15 protein-coding genes are annotated in these 13,580 nt (G+C 72.2%); 7 read left to right on the forward strand and 8 right to left on the reverse strand.

What is annotated here, in order from left to right; genetic code table 11:
* Window positions 1-16 precede the first annotated feature (16 nt).
* Genes CCO04_RS18505 through dapE form a run of 4 tightly spaced genes read right to left on the reverse strand, consistent with a single transcriptional unit; the run spans window position 17 to window position 2,719 of the window.
* Complete coding sequence (locus CCO04_RS18505) at window positions 17-592, reverse strand: hypothetical protein (protein WP_215815577.1); 576 nt, start codon at window positions 590-592, stop codon at window positions 17-19.
* Between the two features lie 9 nt (window positions 593-601).
* On the reverse strand, window positions 602-886 hold the full coding sequence (locus CCO04_RS18510) for a DivIVA domain-containing protein (RefSeq protein WP_252373368.1): 285 nt from the start codon (window positions 884-886) through the stop codon (window positions 602-604).
* A 10-nt stretch (window positions 887-896) separates the two neighbouring features.
* Complete coding sequence (locus tag CCO04_RS18515; protein ID WP_215815578.1) at window positions 897-1,625, reverse strand: TIGR00730 family Rossman fold protein; 729 nt, start codon at window positions 1,623-1,625, stop codon at window positions 897-899.
* Window positions 1,622-2,719 carry a succinyl-diaminopimelate desuccinylase gene (gene dapE, locus CCO04_RS18520; protein ID WP_215815579.1) on the reverse strand — a complete coding sequence of 366 codons (1,098 nt, stop codon included), beginning with the start codon at window positions 2,717-2,719 and terminating at the stop codon, window positions 1,622-1,624. The genes CCO04_RS18515 and dapE overlap by 4 nt, the downstream gene beginning before the upstream one ends.
* A 53-nt stretch (window positions 2,720-2,772) precedes the next feature.
* Between dapE and CCO04_RS18525 the strand changes: the two genes are divergently transcribed.
* Window positions 2,773-3,372 carry a hypothetical protein gene (locus tag CCO04_RS18525; RefSeq protein ID WP_215815580.1) on the forward strand — a complete coding sequence of 200 codons (600 nt, stop codon included), beginning with the start codon at window positions 2,773-2,775 and terminating at the stop codon, window positions 3,370-3,372.
* A 9-nt stretch (window positions 3,373-3,381) separates the two neighbouring features.
* Here CCO04_RS18525 and ileS read toward each other — a convergent pair whose 3' ends face one another.
* On the reverse strand, window positions 3,382-6,597 hold the full coding sequence (ileS, locus tag CCO04_RS18530; RefSeq protein WP_215815581.1) for an isoleucine--tRNA ligase: 3,216 nt from the start codon (window positions 6,595-6,597) through the stop codon (window positions 3,382-3,384).
* 278 nt (window positions 6,598-6,875) lie between these two features.
* On the opposite strand from ileS, the gene CCO04_RS18535 reads away from it, so the two are divergent.
* A complete protein-coding gene (locus CCO04_RS18535) occupies window positions 6,876-8,120 on the forward strand; it encodes a DUF429 domain-containing protein (RefSeq protein WP_215815582.1) in 1,245 nt (414 codons plus the stop codon).
* A gap of 37 nt (window positions 8,121-8,157) precedes the next feature.
* Complete coding sequence (locus CCO04_RS18540) at window positions 8,158-8,958, forward strand: acyl-CoA thioesterase II (RefSeq protein WP_215815583.1); 801 nt, start codon at window positions 8,158-8,160, stop codon at window positions 8,956-8,958.
* A 12-nt stretch (window positions 8,959-8,970) separates the two neighbouring features.
* On the opposite strand, the gene CCO04_RS18545 is transcribed toward CCO04_RS18540, so the two are convergent.
* Window positions 8,971-9,363 (reverse strand): hypothetical protein, encoded by a 393-nt coding sequence (locus tag CCO04_RS18545; protein ID WP_215815584.1) that lies wholly within the window; start codon window positions 9,361-9,363, stop codon window positions 8,971-8,973.
* Between the two features lie 57 nt (window positions 9,364-9,420).
* Between CCO04_RS18545 and dapD the strand changes: the two genes are divergently transcribed.
* The 4 genes from dapD (at window position 9,421) to CCO04_RS18565 (ending at window position 12,071) form a co-directional block, all read left to right on the forward strand.
* On the forward strand, window positions 9,421-10,362 hold the full coding sequence (dapD, locus tag CCO04_RS18550; RefSeq protein WP_215815585.1) for a 2,3,4,5-tetrahydropyridine-2,6-dicarboxylate N-succinyltransferase: 942 nt from the start codon (window positions 9,421-9,423) through the stop codon (window positions 10,360-10,362).
* Between the two features lie 58 nt (window positions 10,363-10,420).
* A complete protein-coding gene (locus CCO04_RS18555; protein WP_215815586.1) occupies window positions 10,421-11,383 on the forward strand; it encodes a hypothetical protein in 963 nt (320 codons plus the stop codon).
* A gap of 62 nt (window positions 11,384-11,445) precedes the next feature.
* Window positions 11,446-11,697: a hypothetical protein gene (locus CCO04_RS18560; RefSeq protein ID WP_215815587.1), complete on the forward strand. Its 252-nt coding sequence runs from the start codon at window positions 11,446-11,448 to the stop codon at window positions 11,695-11,697.
* Window positions 11,694-12,071, forward strand: a complete 378-nt coding sequence (locus CCO04_RS18565; RefSeq protein WP_215815588.1) for a hypothetical protein — start codon at window positions 11,694-11,696, stop codon at window positions 12,069-12,071. The genes CCO04_RS18560 and CCO04_RS18565 overlap by 4 nt, the downstream gene beginning before the upstream one ends.
* Here CCO04_RS18565 and dapC read toward each other — a convergent pair.
* The gene (gene dapC / locus CCO04_RS18570) at window positions 12,058-13,170 is read right to left on the reverse strand and encodes a succinyldiaminopimelate transaminase (protein ID WP_215815673.1); all 1,113 of its coding nucleotides are present in this window, start codon (window positions 13,168-13,170) and stop codon (window positions 12,058-12,060) included. The two genes, CCO04_RS18565 and dapC, sit on opposite strands and share 14 nt — an antisense overlap.
* On the reverse strand, window positions 13,167-13,493 hold the full coding sequence (gene fdxA / locus CCO04_RS18575) for a ferredoxin (protein WP_215815589.1): 327 nt from the start codon (window positions 13,491-13,493) through the stop codon (window positions 13,167-13,169). The genes dapC and fdxA overlap by 4 nt, the downstream gene beginning before the upstream one ends.
* Window positions 13,494-13,580: the final 87 nt, after the last annotated feature.

Below are 13,580 nucleotides of genomic sequence, written 5' to 3' on the forward strand. Positions count from 1 at the left end.
CGCTGCCGCGGACCGCCTACCCGGGCAGGTCGATCGACAAACCGGGAGCCTTCAGGTACGACGACGCGAGCTCGCGCGCGATCGTGCGCAGCCGCCGCGGCGTACCGGCCTCGACGTGGTCGCGGTGCGCGAACACCTCGACCACGAGCGTGCCGTCGTCGAGGGGCACGAACTCCTGGGCGTAGGTCCACGCGGCGAACTTCCCCGTCGCCTCGGTGATCTCGGTGCCGTCGAGGTCGACCTTCGCGGTCGCCAGGCCCGGCTGCAGCTCGGTACCGAGCACCCGGTCGAACGTCACCGCGCTCGGGTGCAGGTCCCACTCGATGCTGATCGGGTCGCCGAGCTCGGTGTCCACCGCGCAGTGCAGAGCGCCGGAGAGCTCGCTCTGCTCCTTGACCCCGCGCGGGGCTCCGGCCCAGGCCGCGGCCTGCTCGTCGGTGACGACGGCGCAGACGTCGGCCGGCTGCTCGGTCGTCGTGGTGGTGCCCGACGACGGACTGTCGGGACCGGCCTCCGGCTCGTCGTCCCCGCCCGAACAGGCCGTCGCGGCGAGCAGGGTCAGGGCGGCGATGGTCCCGAGTGCGGCGCGCATGGCGCGAACCTACTCGGCGTCGTCGCGAGGTGGCGCGGCGGCGCGGTCCATCTCGCCGGCGAGGCGCTGCAGGAGGGCGTCGACCTCGGACATCCGGTAGCCGCGGAAGGCCAGCGAGAACCGCACGGTGCGCAGGTCCCCGGCCCCGATCGGGCGGTCCGTGGGGACCAGCGCGTCGGGGCGGTCGTCGTACGCGGTGCGCATGGGCTCGCCGTGACCGGCCGCGAGGAGGGCGACGCCGCCCATCGCGAGCACGATGAGCACGGCGAAGACCCACATCATGGGGTGCGACATCCCCGCCTCCTCAGGCGTGCCTGTCGCGCGCGGCGACCATGAGCGCGACGGCCTCGTCGACGTCGTCGGTCAGGGTGAGCATGTCGATGTCGCTCTGCTTGATGCGGGCGTCCTCGAGCATCGAGCCCTGCATCCAGTCGATCAGGCCGCGCCAGTGCTCGACGCCCATGAGGACGATCGGGAACTGCGTGATCTTGAGCGTCTGGGCCAGCGTCATCGCCTCGAACAGCTCGTCGAGCGTGCCGAGCCCACCCGGCAGGACGACGTAGCCCTGGCTGTACTTGACGAACATCATCTTGCGCACGAAGAAGTAGCGGAAGTTGAGCCCGAAGCCGACGTAGTCGTTGAGCTTGGCCTCCCAGGGCAGCTCGATGCCGAGGCCGATGCTCTCGCCGCCGGCCTCCATCGCGCCCCGGTTGGCCGCCTCCATCGCGCCCGGGCCACCGCCGGTGATGACCGCGAAGCCGGCCTTGGCGAGCGCCGCACCGACCCGCACCCCGATGTCGTACGCCGGGTGCGTGTCCGGGATCCGCGCGGAGCCGAACACGGAGATGGCCGGGCCGACCTCGGCGAGGTCGTTGAAGCCCTCGACGAACTCCGCCTGGATCTTGAGCACCCGCCAGGTGTCGGTGTGCACCCACCCGCCGTCGCCGCGGCTGTCGAGCAGCCGCTGGTCGGTGGTGGATCCCTCGGGACGCCCCGCGCTGGGACGGGGGCCGGGGCCGCTGCGCCTGGTCATGCGTTCTCCTGGTTGCCGGGGGTGCTCTGGGGGGTGAGCCATGCGCGCAGCTGCTGCTCGCACCGCTCGATCTGTGCGGTCTCGACGTGCTCGTCCTGCTTGTGGGCCAGCATCGGGTCACCGGGACCGTAGTTGACCGCAGGCACGCCGAGCGCGGTGAAGCGGGCGACGTCGGTCCACCCGAACTTGGGGTTCACCACTCCCCCGACGGCCTCGATGAACGCCCGCGCTGCAGGCCGGTCCAGACCCGGCAGAGCGCCGGGCGCGGTGTCGGTCAGGGTGATCTCGAAGCCGGCGAAGAACTCCTCGACGAAGGCCAATGCCTCCGCCTCGGAGCGGTCGGGCGCGAACCGGTGGTTGACGGTCACCACGCACTCGTCGGGGATCACGTTGCCGGCGACCCCGCCGCTGATGCCGACCGCGTTGAGCCCCTCGTGGTACTCCAGCCCGTCGATGACCGGCCGCCGGGCCTCGTACGCGTTGAGCCGGGCCAGCACCTCGCCGGCCCCGTGGATCGCGTTGACCCCGCGCCAGCTGCGCGCCGAGTGCGCCCGCTCGCCGCGGGTCCGGACCTCGACGCGCAAGGTCCCCTGGCAGCCCGCCTCGACCCCCGCGTTCGACGGCTCCATGAGGATCGCGAAGTCCGCCTCCAGCAGCTCCGGGTCGGACTCACCGAGCAGCCGCAGGCCGTTGTAGGCCGACTCGATCTCCTCGGCCTCGTAGAGGACGTAGGTGACGTCGTGCACCGGCTCGGCGACCGTCGCCGCGAGCTTGAGGATGACCGCGTCGCCCCCCTTCATGTCGCAGGTGCCGAGGCCGTGCAGGATGCCCGCCTCCTCGTCGTACCGGCTGGGGAGGTTGGCGTTGACCGGCACCGTGTCGAGATGACCCGCGATCACCACGCGGGACGGGCGGCCGAGGTCGGTCCGGGCGACCACCGTGTGGCCGCGCCGGGTCACCTCGAGGTGGGGCAGCGCACGCAGGGCGGTCTCGACGGCGTCGGCGATCTCCTGCTCGTCGCGGCTGACGGACTCGATGTCGACCAGCTGGCGGGTCAGGGTGACGACGTCGGTGGACAGGTCGATCGCAGGCACGGGTGACAGTCAACCAGCACGGGGTTCAGACACCGCACATCTAGGGTCGGCACATGCGTGCGTTCTGGAAGCGGCGGCCTCCCGCCGAGCGGCCCGTCGTACCGGCGACGACCGAGGACGAGGTGCGCGAGCACGCCGAGGCGGCGGTGTACGCCGGCTTCCTGGACCTCGCGGACGCCGTCGAGCAGGTCACCGAGTACTTCGACGAGGAGGCCCCGCCGACCGCCCGGATCGAGCAGATCGTCCGCGCCGCCTGGGCCGCGCGGGCCGTCGCGGTCGGCGCCGGCAGCGGCGTCGACGACCACGCCCGCCTGGCGAGCGCGTTCGCGGCGCTGGCCGGCGACGGGATCGTGGGGCGGATGGACTTCACCTGCTGCCAGACCTGCGGGCACGCCGAGATCGACGACGAGCGGGGGCCGGCGCGGGAGGAGCGCGGCTACACGTTCTTCCACCAGCAGGACACCGAGCGGATCGCCGACGGCCGGCTCTACCTGGCGTACGGCGCCTTCGGGCCCGAGGTCGCCGAGGAGGCGATCGCGGGCGCGGTCGTCGAGCGGCTGCGGGCCGAGGGGCTCGCCGTCACCTGGAACGGCGAGACCACCTCGCGCATCGAGGTCGCGATCGGGGACTGGCGCAAGCCCCTCCCGGCCTAGGGCGTGGCCCTAGGCCCGCTCGAGGCTGAGCGTCGCCTTGTCGCCGTCGCCGACGACGACCTCGGTCGCGCCGGGCGCGCCCGCCTCCCCCACCGTGTACGACGTCGCGAGGGTCTCGCCCGCGATGAGCGCCTCGTGCGTACGGGCCGCGGCGAGGACCGGCGCCGCGCCGGCGATCACCAGCTCGATCCGGTCGGTGACGTCCAGGCCGCTGTCGCGGCGCAGCTGCTGCACGGCACGGACGAGGTCGCGGGCCAGGCCCTCCTCGGCGAGCTCGGCGGTGACGAGGGTGTCGAGGACGACGAAGCCGCCGCTGGGGAGCATGCCGGTGGCGGTGCCCTCGGCGGCGTCGCCGACGGCCGTCTCGAGCGAGTACTCGCCCTCGACCAGGGCCAGGCCGCCGGAGGTGACGGTGCCGTCGGCGGCGACGGACCAGTCGCCGGACTTCGAGCCCTTGATGGCGAGCTGGACGTCCTTGCCGAGGCGGGGGCCGGCAGCGCGGGCGTTGACGGTGAGCTTCTGCTCGACCCCGAAGCTCGCCGCCTCGGGCGACTCGGCGGCGAGGAGGCGCACGGCGCGGACGTTGACCTCGTCGGCGACGATCGCCGCGAAGGGCTCCAGCGCGGCCGGGTCCTCGACCACGACGGTCAGGCCCGAGAGCGGCAGGCGGTTGCGCAGCTTGGCGGCCTTGCGCAGCGCGGACGTCGCCGAGCAGACCTCGCGGACCTGGTCCATCGCCGCGACGAGGGCGTCGTCGGCGGGCAGCGCGGAGACGTCGGGCCAGTCGGCCAGGTGCACCGAGCGGCCGCCGGTCAGGCCGCGCCAGATCTCCTCGGTGGTCAGCGGCAGCAGCGGCGCCACGGCGCGGCAGACCACGTCGAGGACGGCGGCGAGGGTCTCGAAGGCCTCCGGCTTGCCCTCCCAGAAGCGCTCCCGCGAGCGGCGGACGTACCAGTTGGTCAGCACGTCGAGGAAGGTCCGCGTGGTCTCGCAGGCGTCGGCGATGGCGTAGGCGTCCATCTCGGCGCTGAGCTTCTCGACGTACTGGCGCGTCTTGGCGAGCAGGTAGCGGTCGAGGGGGTCGGTCGAGTCGGTGCGGCCGGTGGCGTCGTACTGCTCGGCGTTGGCGTAGAGCGCGAAGAAGTACCACGTGTTCCAGAGCGGGATCATCACCTGGCGCACGGCGTCGCGGATGCCCTGCTCGGTGACGACGAGGTTGCCGCCGCGCAGGATCGGCGAGGCCATCAGGAACCAGCGCATCGCGTCGGCGCCGTCGCGGTCGAAGACCTCGGAGACGTCGGGGTAGTTGCGCAGCGACTTCGACATCTTGTTGCCGTCGGAGCCGAGCACGATGCCGTGGCTGATGCACGACGAGAACGCCGGCTTGTCGAAGAGCGCAGTGGCCAGGATGTGCAGCGTGTAGAACCAGCCGCGAGTCTGGCCGATGTACTCGACGATGAAGTCGGCCGGGAAGTGGTTCTCGAACCACTCCTTGTTCTCGAACGGGTAGTGCACCTGGCCGAAGCTCATCGAGCCCGAGTCGAACCACACGTCGAGGACGTCGGTGACGCGGCGCATCGTCGACTTCCCGGTCGGGTCGTCCGGGTTCGGCCGGGTCAGCTCGTCGACCCACGGGCGGTGCAGGTCGCGCTCGCCCTGGGCGTTGCGGGGCAGGCGGCCGAAGTCGCGCTCGATCTCCTCGAAGGAGCCGTAGACGTCGATCCGCGGGTACGCCGGGTCGTCCGACTTCCAGACCGGGACGGGCGATCCCCAGAACCGGTTGCGGGTGATCGACCAGTCGCGGGCGTTGTCGACCCACTTGCCGAACTGGCCGTCCTTGATGTGCTCGGGGACCCAGCGGATCTCCTGGTTGAGCTCGGCCATCCGCGCCTTGAACGCCGTCACCTCGACGAACCAGCTGCTCACGCCCTTGTAGATCAGGGGCTCACGGCAGCGCCAGCAGTGCGGGTAGGAGTGGTCGTAGGTCTCGCGACGCAGCAGCAGCGTGCCGGGCGTGACGGCACCGCCCGTGCTCTTGAGGTCGTCGATGATGTGCGCGTTGGCGTCGAAGACCAGCATGCCGGCGTAGTCGTCGACGGGCACGGTGAACCGGCCGTCCTTGCCGACCGGCATGACCGGCTCGATGCCCTCGCGGTCGGTGACCTCCTTGTCGACCTCACCGAAGGCGCCGGCGCTGTGCACGAGGCCCGTACCGTCGGTGGTCGTCACGGCCTCGTCGGCGGCCACGACGCGGAAGGCGTTCTCGTGGTCGGCGAAGTAGGAGAACGGCGGGGCGTAGACAAGACCGAGCAGGTCCGACCCCTTGCCCCGCCAGGTGATCGTGGGCTCCTCGCCCAGCTCACGGGCGTACGCCGCGAGGCGGGCCTCGGCGAGGACGAGCCGGTCGCCCTCGTGCTCGACCACGACGTAGTCGATGTCGGAGCCGACCATCACCGCGAGGTTGCTGGGCAGCGTCCACGGGGTCGTCGTCCAGACCAGCAGCTTGGCGCCGGCGAGGTCGCCCGGCGTGGTGATGGCGAACCCGACGGTGACCGCGGGGTCCTGGCGCATCTGGTAGACGTCGTCGTCCATCCGCAGCTCGTGGTTCGACAGCGGCGTCTCGTCGTTCCAGCAGTAGGGCAGCACACGGAAGCCCTCGTAGACCAGGCCCTTGTCGAACAGGCTCTTGAAGGCCCACAGCACCGACTCCATGAACTCGGGGTTCATGGTCCGGTAGTCGTTGTCGAAGTCGACCCAACGCGCCTGGCGGGTGACGTAGTCGCGCCACTCACCGGTGTACTTGAGCACCGACGCCCGGCAGGCGTCGTTGAACTTGTCGATGCCCATCTCGACGATCTCGTCGGTGGTCTTGATGCCGTTGAGGCGCATCGCCTCGAGCTCGGCGGGCAGGCCGTGGGTGTCCCAGCCGAACCGGCGCTCCACGCGCTTGCCGCGCATGGTCTGGTAGCGCGGCACGATGTCCTTGACGTAGCCGGTGAGCAGGTGGCCGTAGTGGGGCAGGCCGTTGGCGAACGGCGGACCGTCGTAGAAGACGAACTCGTTCGCGCCGTCGGCGCCGGGGTCGCGCTGCGCGACCGACGCACGGAAGGTGTCGTCCTCGGCCCAGTAGGCGAGGATCCGCTCCTCGATCGCGGGGAACCGCGGCGAGCTCGGGACGGCACCCTGGCCGGCGGTCGGGTCGGTGGTGACCTTGGGATAGGTCATGGTGGCGGTCTCCTGCGGTGCGTCCGGTGGTTGAGCTTGTCGAAACCCACGAGGACGACGTCTGCCGCGGTACCACCTCGCTTGCCGCTCCCGCCGGTGACGGGGACGACCGCTCGTTGCAGGCTGTGACGGGCCTACCCGCCGGGTTCTACTGGGCCGGAGCCGTTCTTCCCGGGGCTCGCCGCTGATGACGGCTCGAACGCCTTGCCCCCAGCGTAGGGCGTGGGGCACCCGATCCGGAAACCGGTTTGTCCCCGGGCCTCCCTAGGGTGGGGCAGGTGAGCGCCTCGGAGCAGAAGCTGTTCGTCGGGATCGACCTCGCTTGGGTCAACGGCCGGACCGGCCTGGCGGCCGTGGACGCCGCCGGCGCCCTCGTCGCCAGCGCGACCGTGTCCACCGACGACGAGATCGCGGCGTGGGTCGAGGCCCTGCCCGGGACCGTGGTCGTGGCCGCGGTCGACGCGCCGCTGCTGGTGCCCAACGAGACGGGCCAGCGGGCCGCGGAGACCGCGATCAGCCGGGCCTACGGGACCTTCAAGATCGGCGCCCACACCGCCAACCAGGGCCGCCCCGGGATGGCCGAGCCGCGGGCCAAGGTGCTCGCCGACCGCTTCGGGTGGAGCGTCGCGCCGACCCATCGCGGCAGCGCGGGGTGGCCGGTGTGCATCGAGGTCTACCCGCACCCGGCGATGGTGGCGCTGTTCGCGCTGCCGGAGCGGCTGACCTACAAGTCCAAGTTCCCGTACGACGTGCGCCGGGCCGCCTTCGCCGAGCTGGTCGGCCACCTGGAGGGCATCGCCGAGCTCGCCCTCGCGGGGCACGCGGGCTGGGCGGCGCTGGCGGGCGCCGTACGGGATGCAGGGACGCAGGGCGACCTCAACGCGGTCGAGGACGAGCTCGACGGCGTCCTCTGCGCGCACCTGGCCTGGCTGTGGCACGAGCGGCCCGGGACGCTCCAGGTCTACCCGAGCCTGCCGGAGTGGGAGGACGGCTACATCGTGGCGCCCGCTCCCCCGGTCCGCCCGCTGCCGGCGCCGCCGAGCGACGAGCTCGCGAACTACCGCGACTATCTCGGCGAGTACCGCAAGACCCTGGCCCGCAAGTGCGCCGGTCTCGCGCCCGCCGACCTGGCCCGCCGCTCGGTGCCGCCGAGCCGGCTCAGCCTGCTCGGGATGGTGCGGCACATGGCGCGGGTCGAGCACTTCTGGTTCCAGATGGCGCTCCAGGGCCGTCCCGGTCCGCGGCTCCACGACGACGACGGCGACGCCGGGTTCGCGCAGGTCGAGGCGACCCAGGCCGCCGTCGACGAGGCCGACGCTGCTTGGCGCGAGCAGGTCGCGCTCGCCGACGCCTGGCTCGACCTCCAGACGGACGCCACGCTCGGCGAGGTCGTCACCTTCCGCGACGGCACCGAGACCGCGAGCGTGCGCGACATCCTCGTGCACATGATCGAGGAGTACGCCCGCCACTGCGGGCACGCCGACCTGCTCCGCGAGTGCATCGACGGCACCACCGGGGAGTGATGGCGGGGCTGTCGGAGTGCTCCGGGAGGATGGGGGCGTGAGCTACCTCCTCGACGACGCCATCGCCTCCGCCCCGCTGGGCGAGGGCCGGCACCGGGTCCGGATCACCGCCGACTGGCACACCGCGAACCAGACGCCCAACGGCGGCTACATCCTGGCGCTGCTGCTCCACGCCGCGCTCCAGGAGTCGAAGCACCCCGACGCGCTGGCGATCGCGATCACCTACTTCCGCCCGGCCACGACCGGCGAGGCCGACATCACCGTGCGCGAGGTCCGCGCGGGACGCCGCGTCTCGACGTACGACGCGGTGCTGGTCCAGGACGACAAGGAGATCGCCCACGCGGTCGTGAGCACGCACGACTGGGACGCCGCCGGCACCTTCGAGCACACCCCGCACTCCGCGCCCGCCGTACCGCGGCCCGAGGAGTGCGCCGACGTCAGCGCCCTCGTGCCCGAGGGCATGGTGCCGATCCTCGACCGCTACACCTACCGCGCCCCGGCCGCGCCCGGCTGGCTCTCCGGACAGCCCTCCGGCGTGACCGAGTCGCTGTGCTGGATCCGCGCCGCCGACGAGCGCCCCGTCGACGCGCTGCTCGCCGGCGCCATGGTCGACGCCTTCCCGCCGGTGACCGCCGAGATCGGGCACCTCGCCTCCGCGACGATCCAGCTGACCGTGCACTTCCGGCGCCGGGTCGCCCCGGGCACCGTGTGGGCGCTCGGGCACGTCACCTCGCGCCACGTCCTCGCCGGCTACCACGACGAGGACGTCGAGCTGTGGGACGACCAGGGCCGGCTGCTCGCCCAGAGCCGGCAGCTGGCGATCCTGGCCGACGGCTGAGCCCGCTCCCCCTCACCGCTCGGCGAGCGTGAGCCTCGTCCCGGCGTCGAGGGTCGGGGTCTCGAGCTCGATGCTGCCCCCGCGCTCGAACGAGAACGACGTCGCGAGGTCGCGCAGGCCGCCGTCCACGGCCAGCCGGGCGCTCGTCTCGACGGCGATCTCGCCGCCGTCGACCTCGACGAGCGTCACCTCGAGGTCGTCCTCGCCCAGGACGTCGACGGTGAACGTGTCGCCCTCCGCCAGGGTCCGGGTGAACCGCTCGGGCTCGGGCTGCTCGCGCTGCCACCCGCTCCAGTCCTGGACGGTCACCTCGAGCTCGACCGGGCCGTCATCCCCGCAGCCGGTCAGCGCGAGCGCGCCCGGGAGCGCCAGGAGGGCGAGGAGGAGCCGGGATCCGAGTGCCATGTCCGTCCGACGACGCGGGGTCCGCGCCGGTTCCCCGGCCCCCTAGACTCTCCTCACGTGACCTCCGCATGGGGCTTCGGCCTGACCACGTACGCCGCCGACGGCTCGACCGTCCTCGACACCTGGTTCCCGGCGCCGGCCCTGGGCACCAAGCCCGCCGACGCGCAGGCGCCCGCCGACCTGCTCGCGCTCGAGGGCGCGGACGAGGCGCGCGGCGTCACCCGCAAGGTCACGCTCGTCGAGATCGCCGACCTGGCCGTCGCGCCGGCCGGCACCGCCGAGGTGTGGCTGCGCCTGCACCTGCTCTCGTCCCGGCTGGTCGCGCCGCACGGGCAGAACCTCGACGGCATCTTCGGCCTGCTCACCAACGTCGTGTGGACCTCCGCCGGCCCCTGCGCGATCGAGGGCTTCGAGCTCACCCGCGCCCGGCTCCAGGCCGCCGGCCAGCACGTCACCGTCCACGGCATCGACAAGTTCCCGCGCCTGGTCGACTACGTCATCCCCTCCGGCGTCCGGATCGCCGACGCCGACCGGGTCCGCCTCGGCGCCCACCTGGCCGAGGGCACCACGGTCATGCACGAGGGCTTCGTGAACTTCAACGCCGGCACGCTCGGCACCTCGATGGTCGAGGGCCGGATCTCGGCCGGCGTCGTGGTCGGCGACGGCTCCGACGTGGGCGGCGGCGCCTCGATCATGGGCACCCTGTCCGGCGGCGGCAAGGAGACCATCGCGATCGGCCGGCGCTGCCTGCTCGGCGCCAACGCCGGCGTCGGCATCTCGCTCGGCGACGACTGCGTCGTGGAGGCCGGCTGCTACGTCACCGCCGGCACCAAGGTCACCGTCCTCGAGCCCGGCCGCGAGGCCCGCGTCGTCAAGGCCCGCGAGCTCTCCGGTGCCAGCAACGTCCTCTTCCGCCGCAACTCGGTCACGGGCGCCATCGAGGCCGTTCCGTGGCAGGGCGAGGGCATCGCGCTCAACGCGGCGCTGCACGCCAACTGAGCCCGCTCGCCGACGCCGCGCCGGGCGTGCGTTTTTCCCACTCCGGACACTGGGAGCCGTGAAGACGAGTGCGGTCGCTGCGGTGGTGACGGGTGTCGTCGCCCTCGCGGCGATCGTCACCGTCGGCGTCGTCGTGCTGCGGGTGACCGACGACCTGGTCGGCGGTCCCGACGGTGACTGCACCGTCACCGTCGCCGACCACACCGTCGACCTGAGCGGCGAGCAGGCCGAGAACGCCTCGCTCATCGCGGCGATCGCGGTCCGCCGCGGGCTGCCCGCGCGGGCGACCTCGATCGCGCTGGCCACGGCCTACCAGGAGTCCAAGCTCCGCAACATCGACTACGGCGACCGCGACTCGATCGGGCTCTTCCAGCAGCGCCCGTCCCAGGGCTGGGGCACGCGCAAGCAGATCCTCGACCCGACCTACTCCGCCAACGCGTTCTTCGACGCGCTGGTCGAGGTCGACGGCTACGAGGGCATGGAGATCACCGTCGCGGCCCAGGCCGTGCAGCGCTCGGCCTACCCCGACGCGTACGCCGACCACGAGGCCGACGGCCGGGCGCTGGCCTCGGCGCTGACCGGCCACTCCCCCGCGAGCTTCAGCTGCGACCTCGACGGCGGGGCGCCCTCGGCCGACACCGCGCTGACCGCGAGCGGGCTGACGCCGCGCGCGGACGCCGTACGGGAGGACCTGTTGCGACACTTCGGCCGGCTCTCGCTCGGCGGCTACGCCCCGGGCGGGGTGCGCACCGGTCACATGGAGGGCTCGGCGCACTACGACGGCCGCGCGATCGACGTCTTCGTCCGCCCGATCACCGAGGCCAACAACGCCAAGGGCTGGGCCCTGGCTCACTGGGCGGTCGCCAACGCGGCCCGCCTCGACATCCGCACGGTCATCTTCGACGCGAAGATCTGGACCGCCGGGCGCCAGGGCTGGCGCGACTACACCCCGTCGTCCTCCGCGGGCGACCGCAAGGTCCTCGAGCACCGCGACCACGTCCACATCGACGTTTTCCGCTGAGGTTCTCCACAGACCCCGCTATCGCCGTTGCGCATACGATTATATGCGCCTACCGTCGAAGCATGGACCGGATCACGATCACCTTGGACGACGAGGTCGGCGCCGCCGTGCGCGAGGCCGCCTCCGAGGCCGGGCTCTCCGTCAGCGCCTGGATGGCGGACGCCGCCGGCGCGCGGCTGCGCAACCACTACCTCGGCCAGTTCCTCGACGAGTTCGAGGCCGAGAACGGCGCCTTCACCGAGGAGGAGCTCGCCGAGGCCAGGGCACTGTTCCGCCGCAAGCCCGCGCGCTGGTCCGAGGGGCCGACGTCATGACCCTGGTCCTGGACACCGGAGCGCTCCTCGCCGTCGAGTGGCGCAACCGAGCGGTGGTCTCGGCGATCCGCGCGGCCCACGACGAGGGCATCCCGGTGCGCACGAGCAGCGGAGCGGTCGCCCAGACCTGGCGCAACGGTGCGCGGCAAGCCCGGCTGGCCCGCGCCCTCCGGGGCATCGATGAGCAGCCCATCGATGCGAGCGCCTCCCGCCGGATCGGGCGGCTCCTCGCCAGCGCCGGGACGAGCGACATCGTGGATGCGCACGTCGCGACGCTTTGCACGCCCGAGGCGGTCGTGCTGACCTCGGACCCGACCGACCTCGACCACCTGCTCGGCGTGCTCGGCCGAACGGCGACCGTCAGCCGCGTGTGAGCCGTTCCACCGCCGCGTCGATCCGCTCGTCGCTCGCGGTGAGCGCGATCCGGACGTGGTGCGAGCCGGCGGCGCCGTAGAACGCGCCCGGCGCGACCAGGATGCCCTGGGCAGCGAGGTCGGCCACGAGCTGCCAGCAGTCCGGGCCGTCGGGGCCGCGGGTGGTCCACAGGTAGAGCGAGGCCTCGGAGTGGTCGATCGTGTAGCCGGCCGCCTCGAGCGCCGCCCGCAGCCGGGTACGACGCCCGCGGTAGCGCTCGTGCTGCTCCGCGACGTGCGCCTCGTCACCGAGGACGGCCGCCATCGCGTGCTGCTGGGGCGCGGGCATCATCATCCCGAGGTTCTTGCGCACCGCGAGGAGCTCGGCGATCACCGACCGGTCGCCGGCGACGAACGCGCAGCGGTAGCCGGCCAGGTTGGAGCGCTTCGAGAGCGAGTGGACCACGAGGATGCCGTCGGCCGAGCCGCCGCAGATGTCGGGGTGCAGGGCCGAGTAGGCCTCGCCCTCCCACACGCAGTCGAGGTAGCACTCGTCGGAGACGAGCAGCACGCCGCGCTCACGGCACCAGTCGACGACCTTCTTGAGGTGCTCCTTGGGCAGCACCCGGCCCGACGGGTTCGACGGCGAGTTGAGCCAGAGCAGCTTCGGCGTCTCGGGCCCGAACGTGGTGAGCGCGTCGGTGGCGATCGCCCGCGCGCCGACGAGGGCCGCGCCGACCTCGTAGGTCGGGTACGCCAGCGCCGGGTAGCCGATCAGGTCGCCCGCGCCGATCCCGAGGTACGTCGGCAGCGAGGCGATGAACTCCTTGGAGCCGATCAGCGGCAGCACCTGGTCGACGCCGAGCCCGGTCACCCCGTGGGTGCCGGAGAGCCAGTCGACGACGGCCTGCCGGACCTCCGGGACACCCACCGTCAGCGGGTAGCCCGGAGCGTCGGCGGCGTCGATCAGGGCCTGGCGGGCGACGGCGGGCGTCGGGTCGACCGGCGTACCGATCGAGAGGTCGACGATCCCGCCGGCGTGCGCGCGCGCCTGCTCGGCGTACCCGGTGAGCTTGTCCCAGGGGAAGTCGGGCAGGCGGCCCGAGACCGCGGTGTTCAGTGGTCCTGGTTCTGCGGGTCGAGCGCAGCGATGAACTCGGCGTCCTTGTCGATCTCGCCCATCTTGGCGGCACCGCCGGGCGAACCGAGGTCGTCGAAGAACTTCACGTTGGCGTCGTAGTAGTCCTTCCACTCCTCCGGGACGTCGTCCTCGTAGAAGATCGCCTCGACCGGGCAGACCGGCTCGCAGGCACCGCAGTCGACGCACTCGTCGGGGTGGATGTAGAGCATCCGCTTGCCCTCGTAGATGCAGTCGACCGGACACTCATCGACGCAAGCACGGTCCTTAACATCGACGCACGGCTGCGAGATGATGTAGGTCATCGGTTCCTCCTGGACCAGGACTAGCGGCAAAAGTCAGACACGAATGTGTTTCGTATCGGGGTCAGCCTAGTATCCCCGGCGTGCCCG

The sequence above is a fragment of the Pimelobacter sp. 30-1 genome, assembly GCF_018831735.1.
Taxonomy (GTDB): Bacteria; Actinomycetota; Actinomycetes; order Propionibacteriales; family Nocardioidaceae; genus Nocardioides.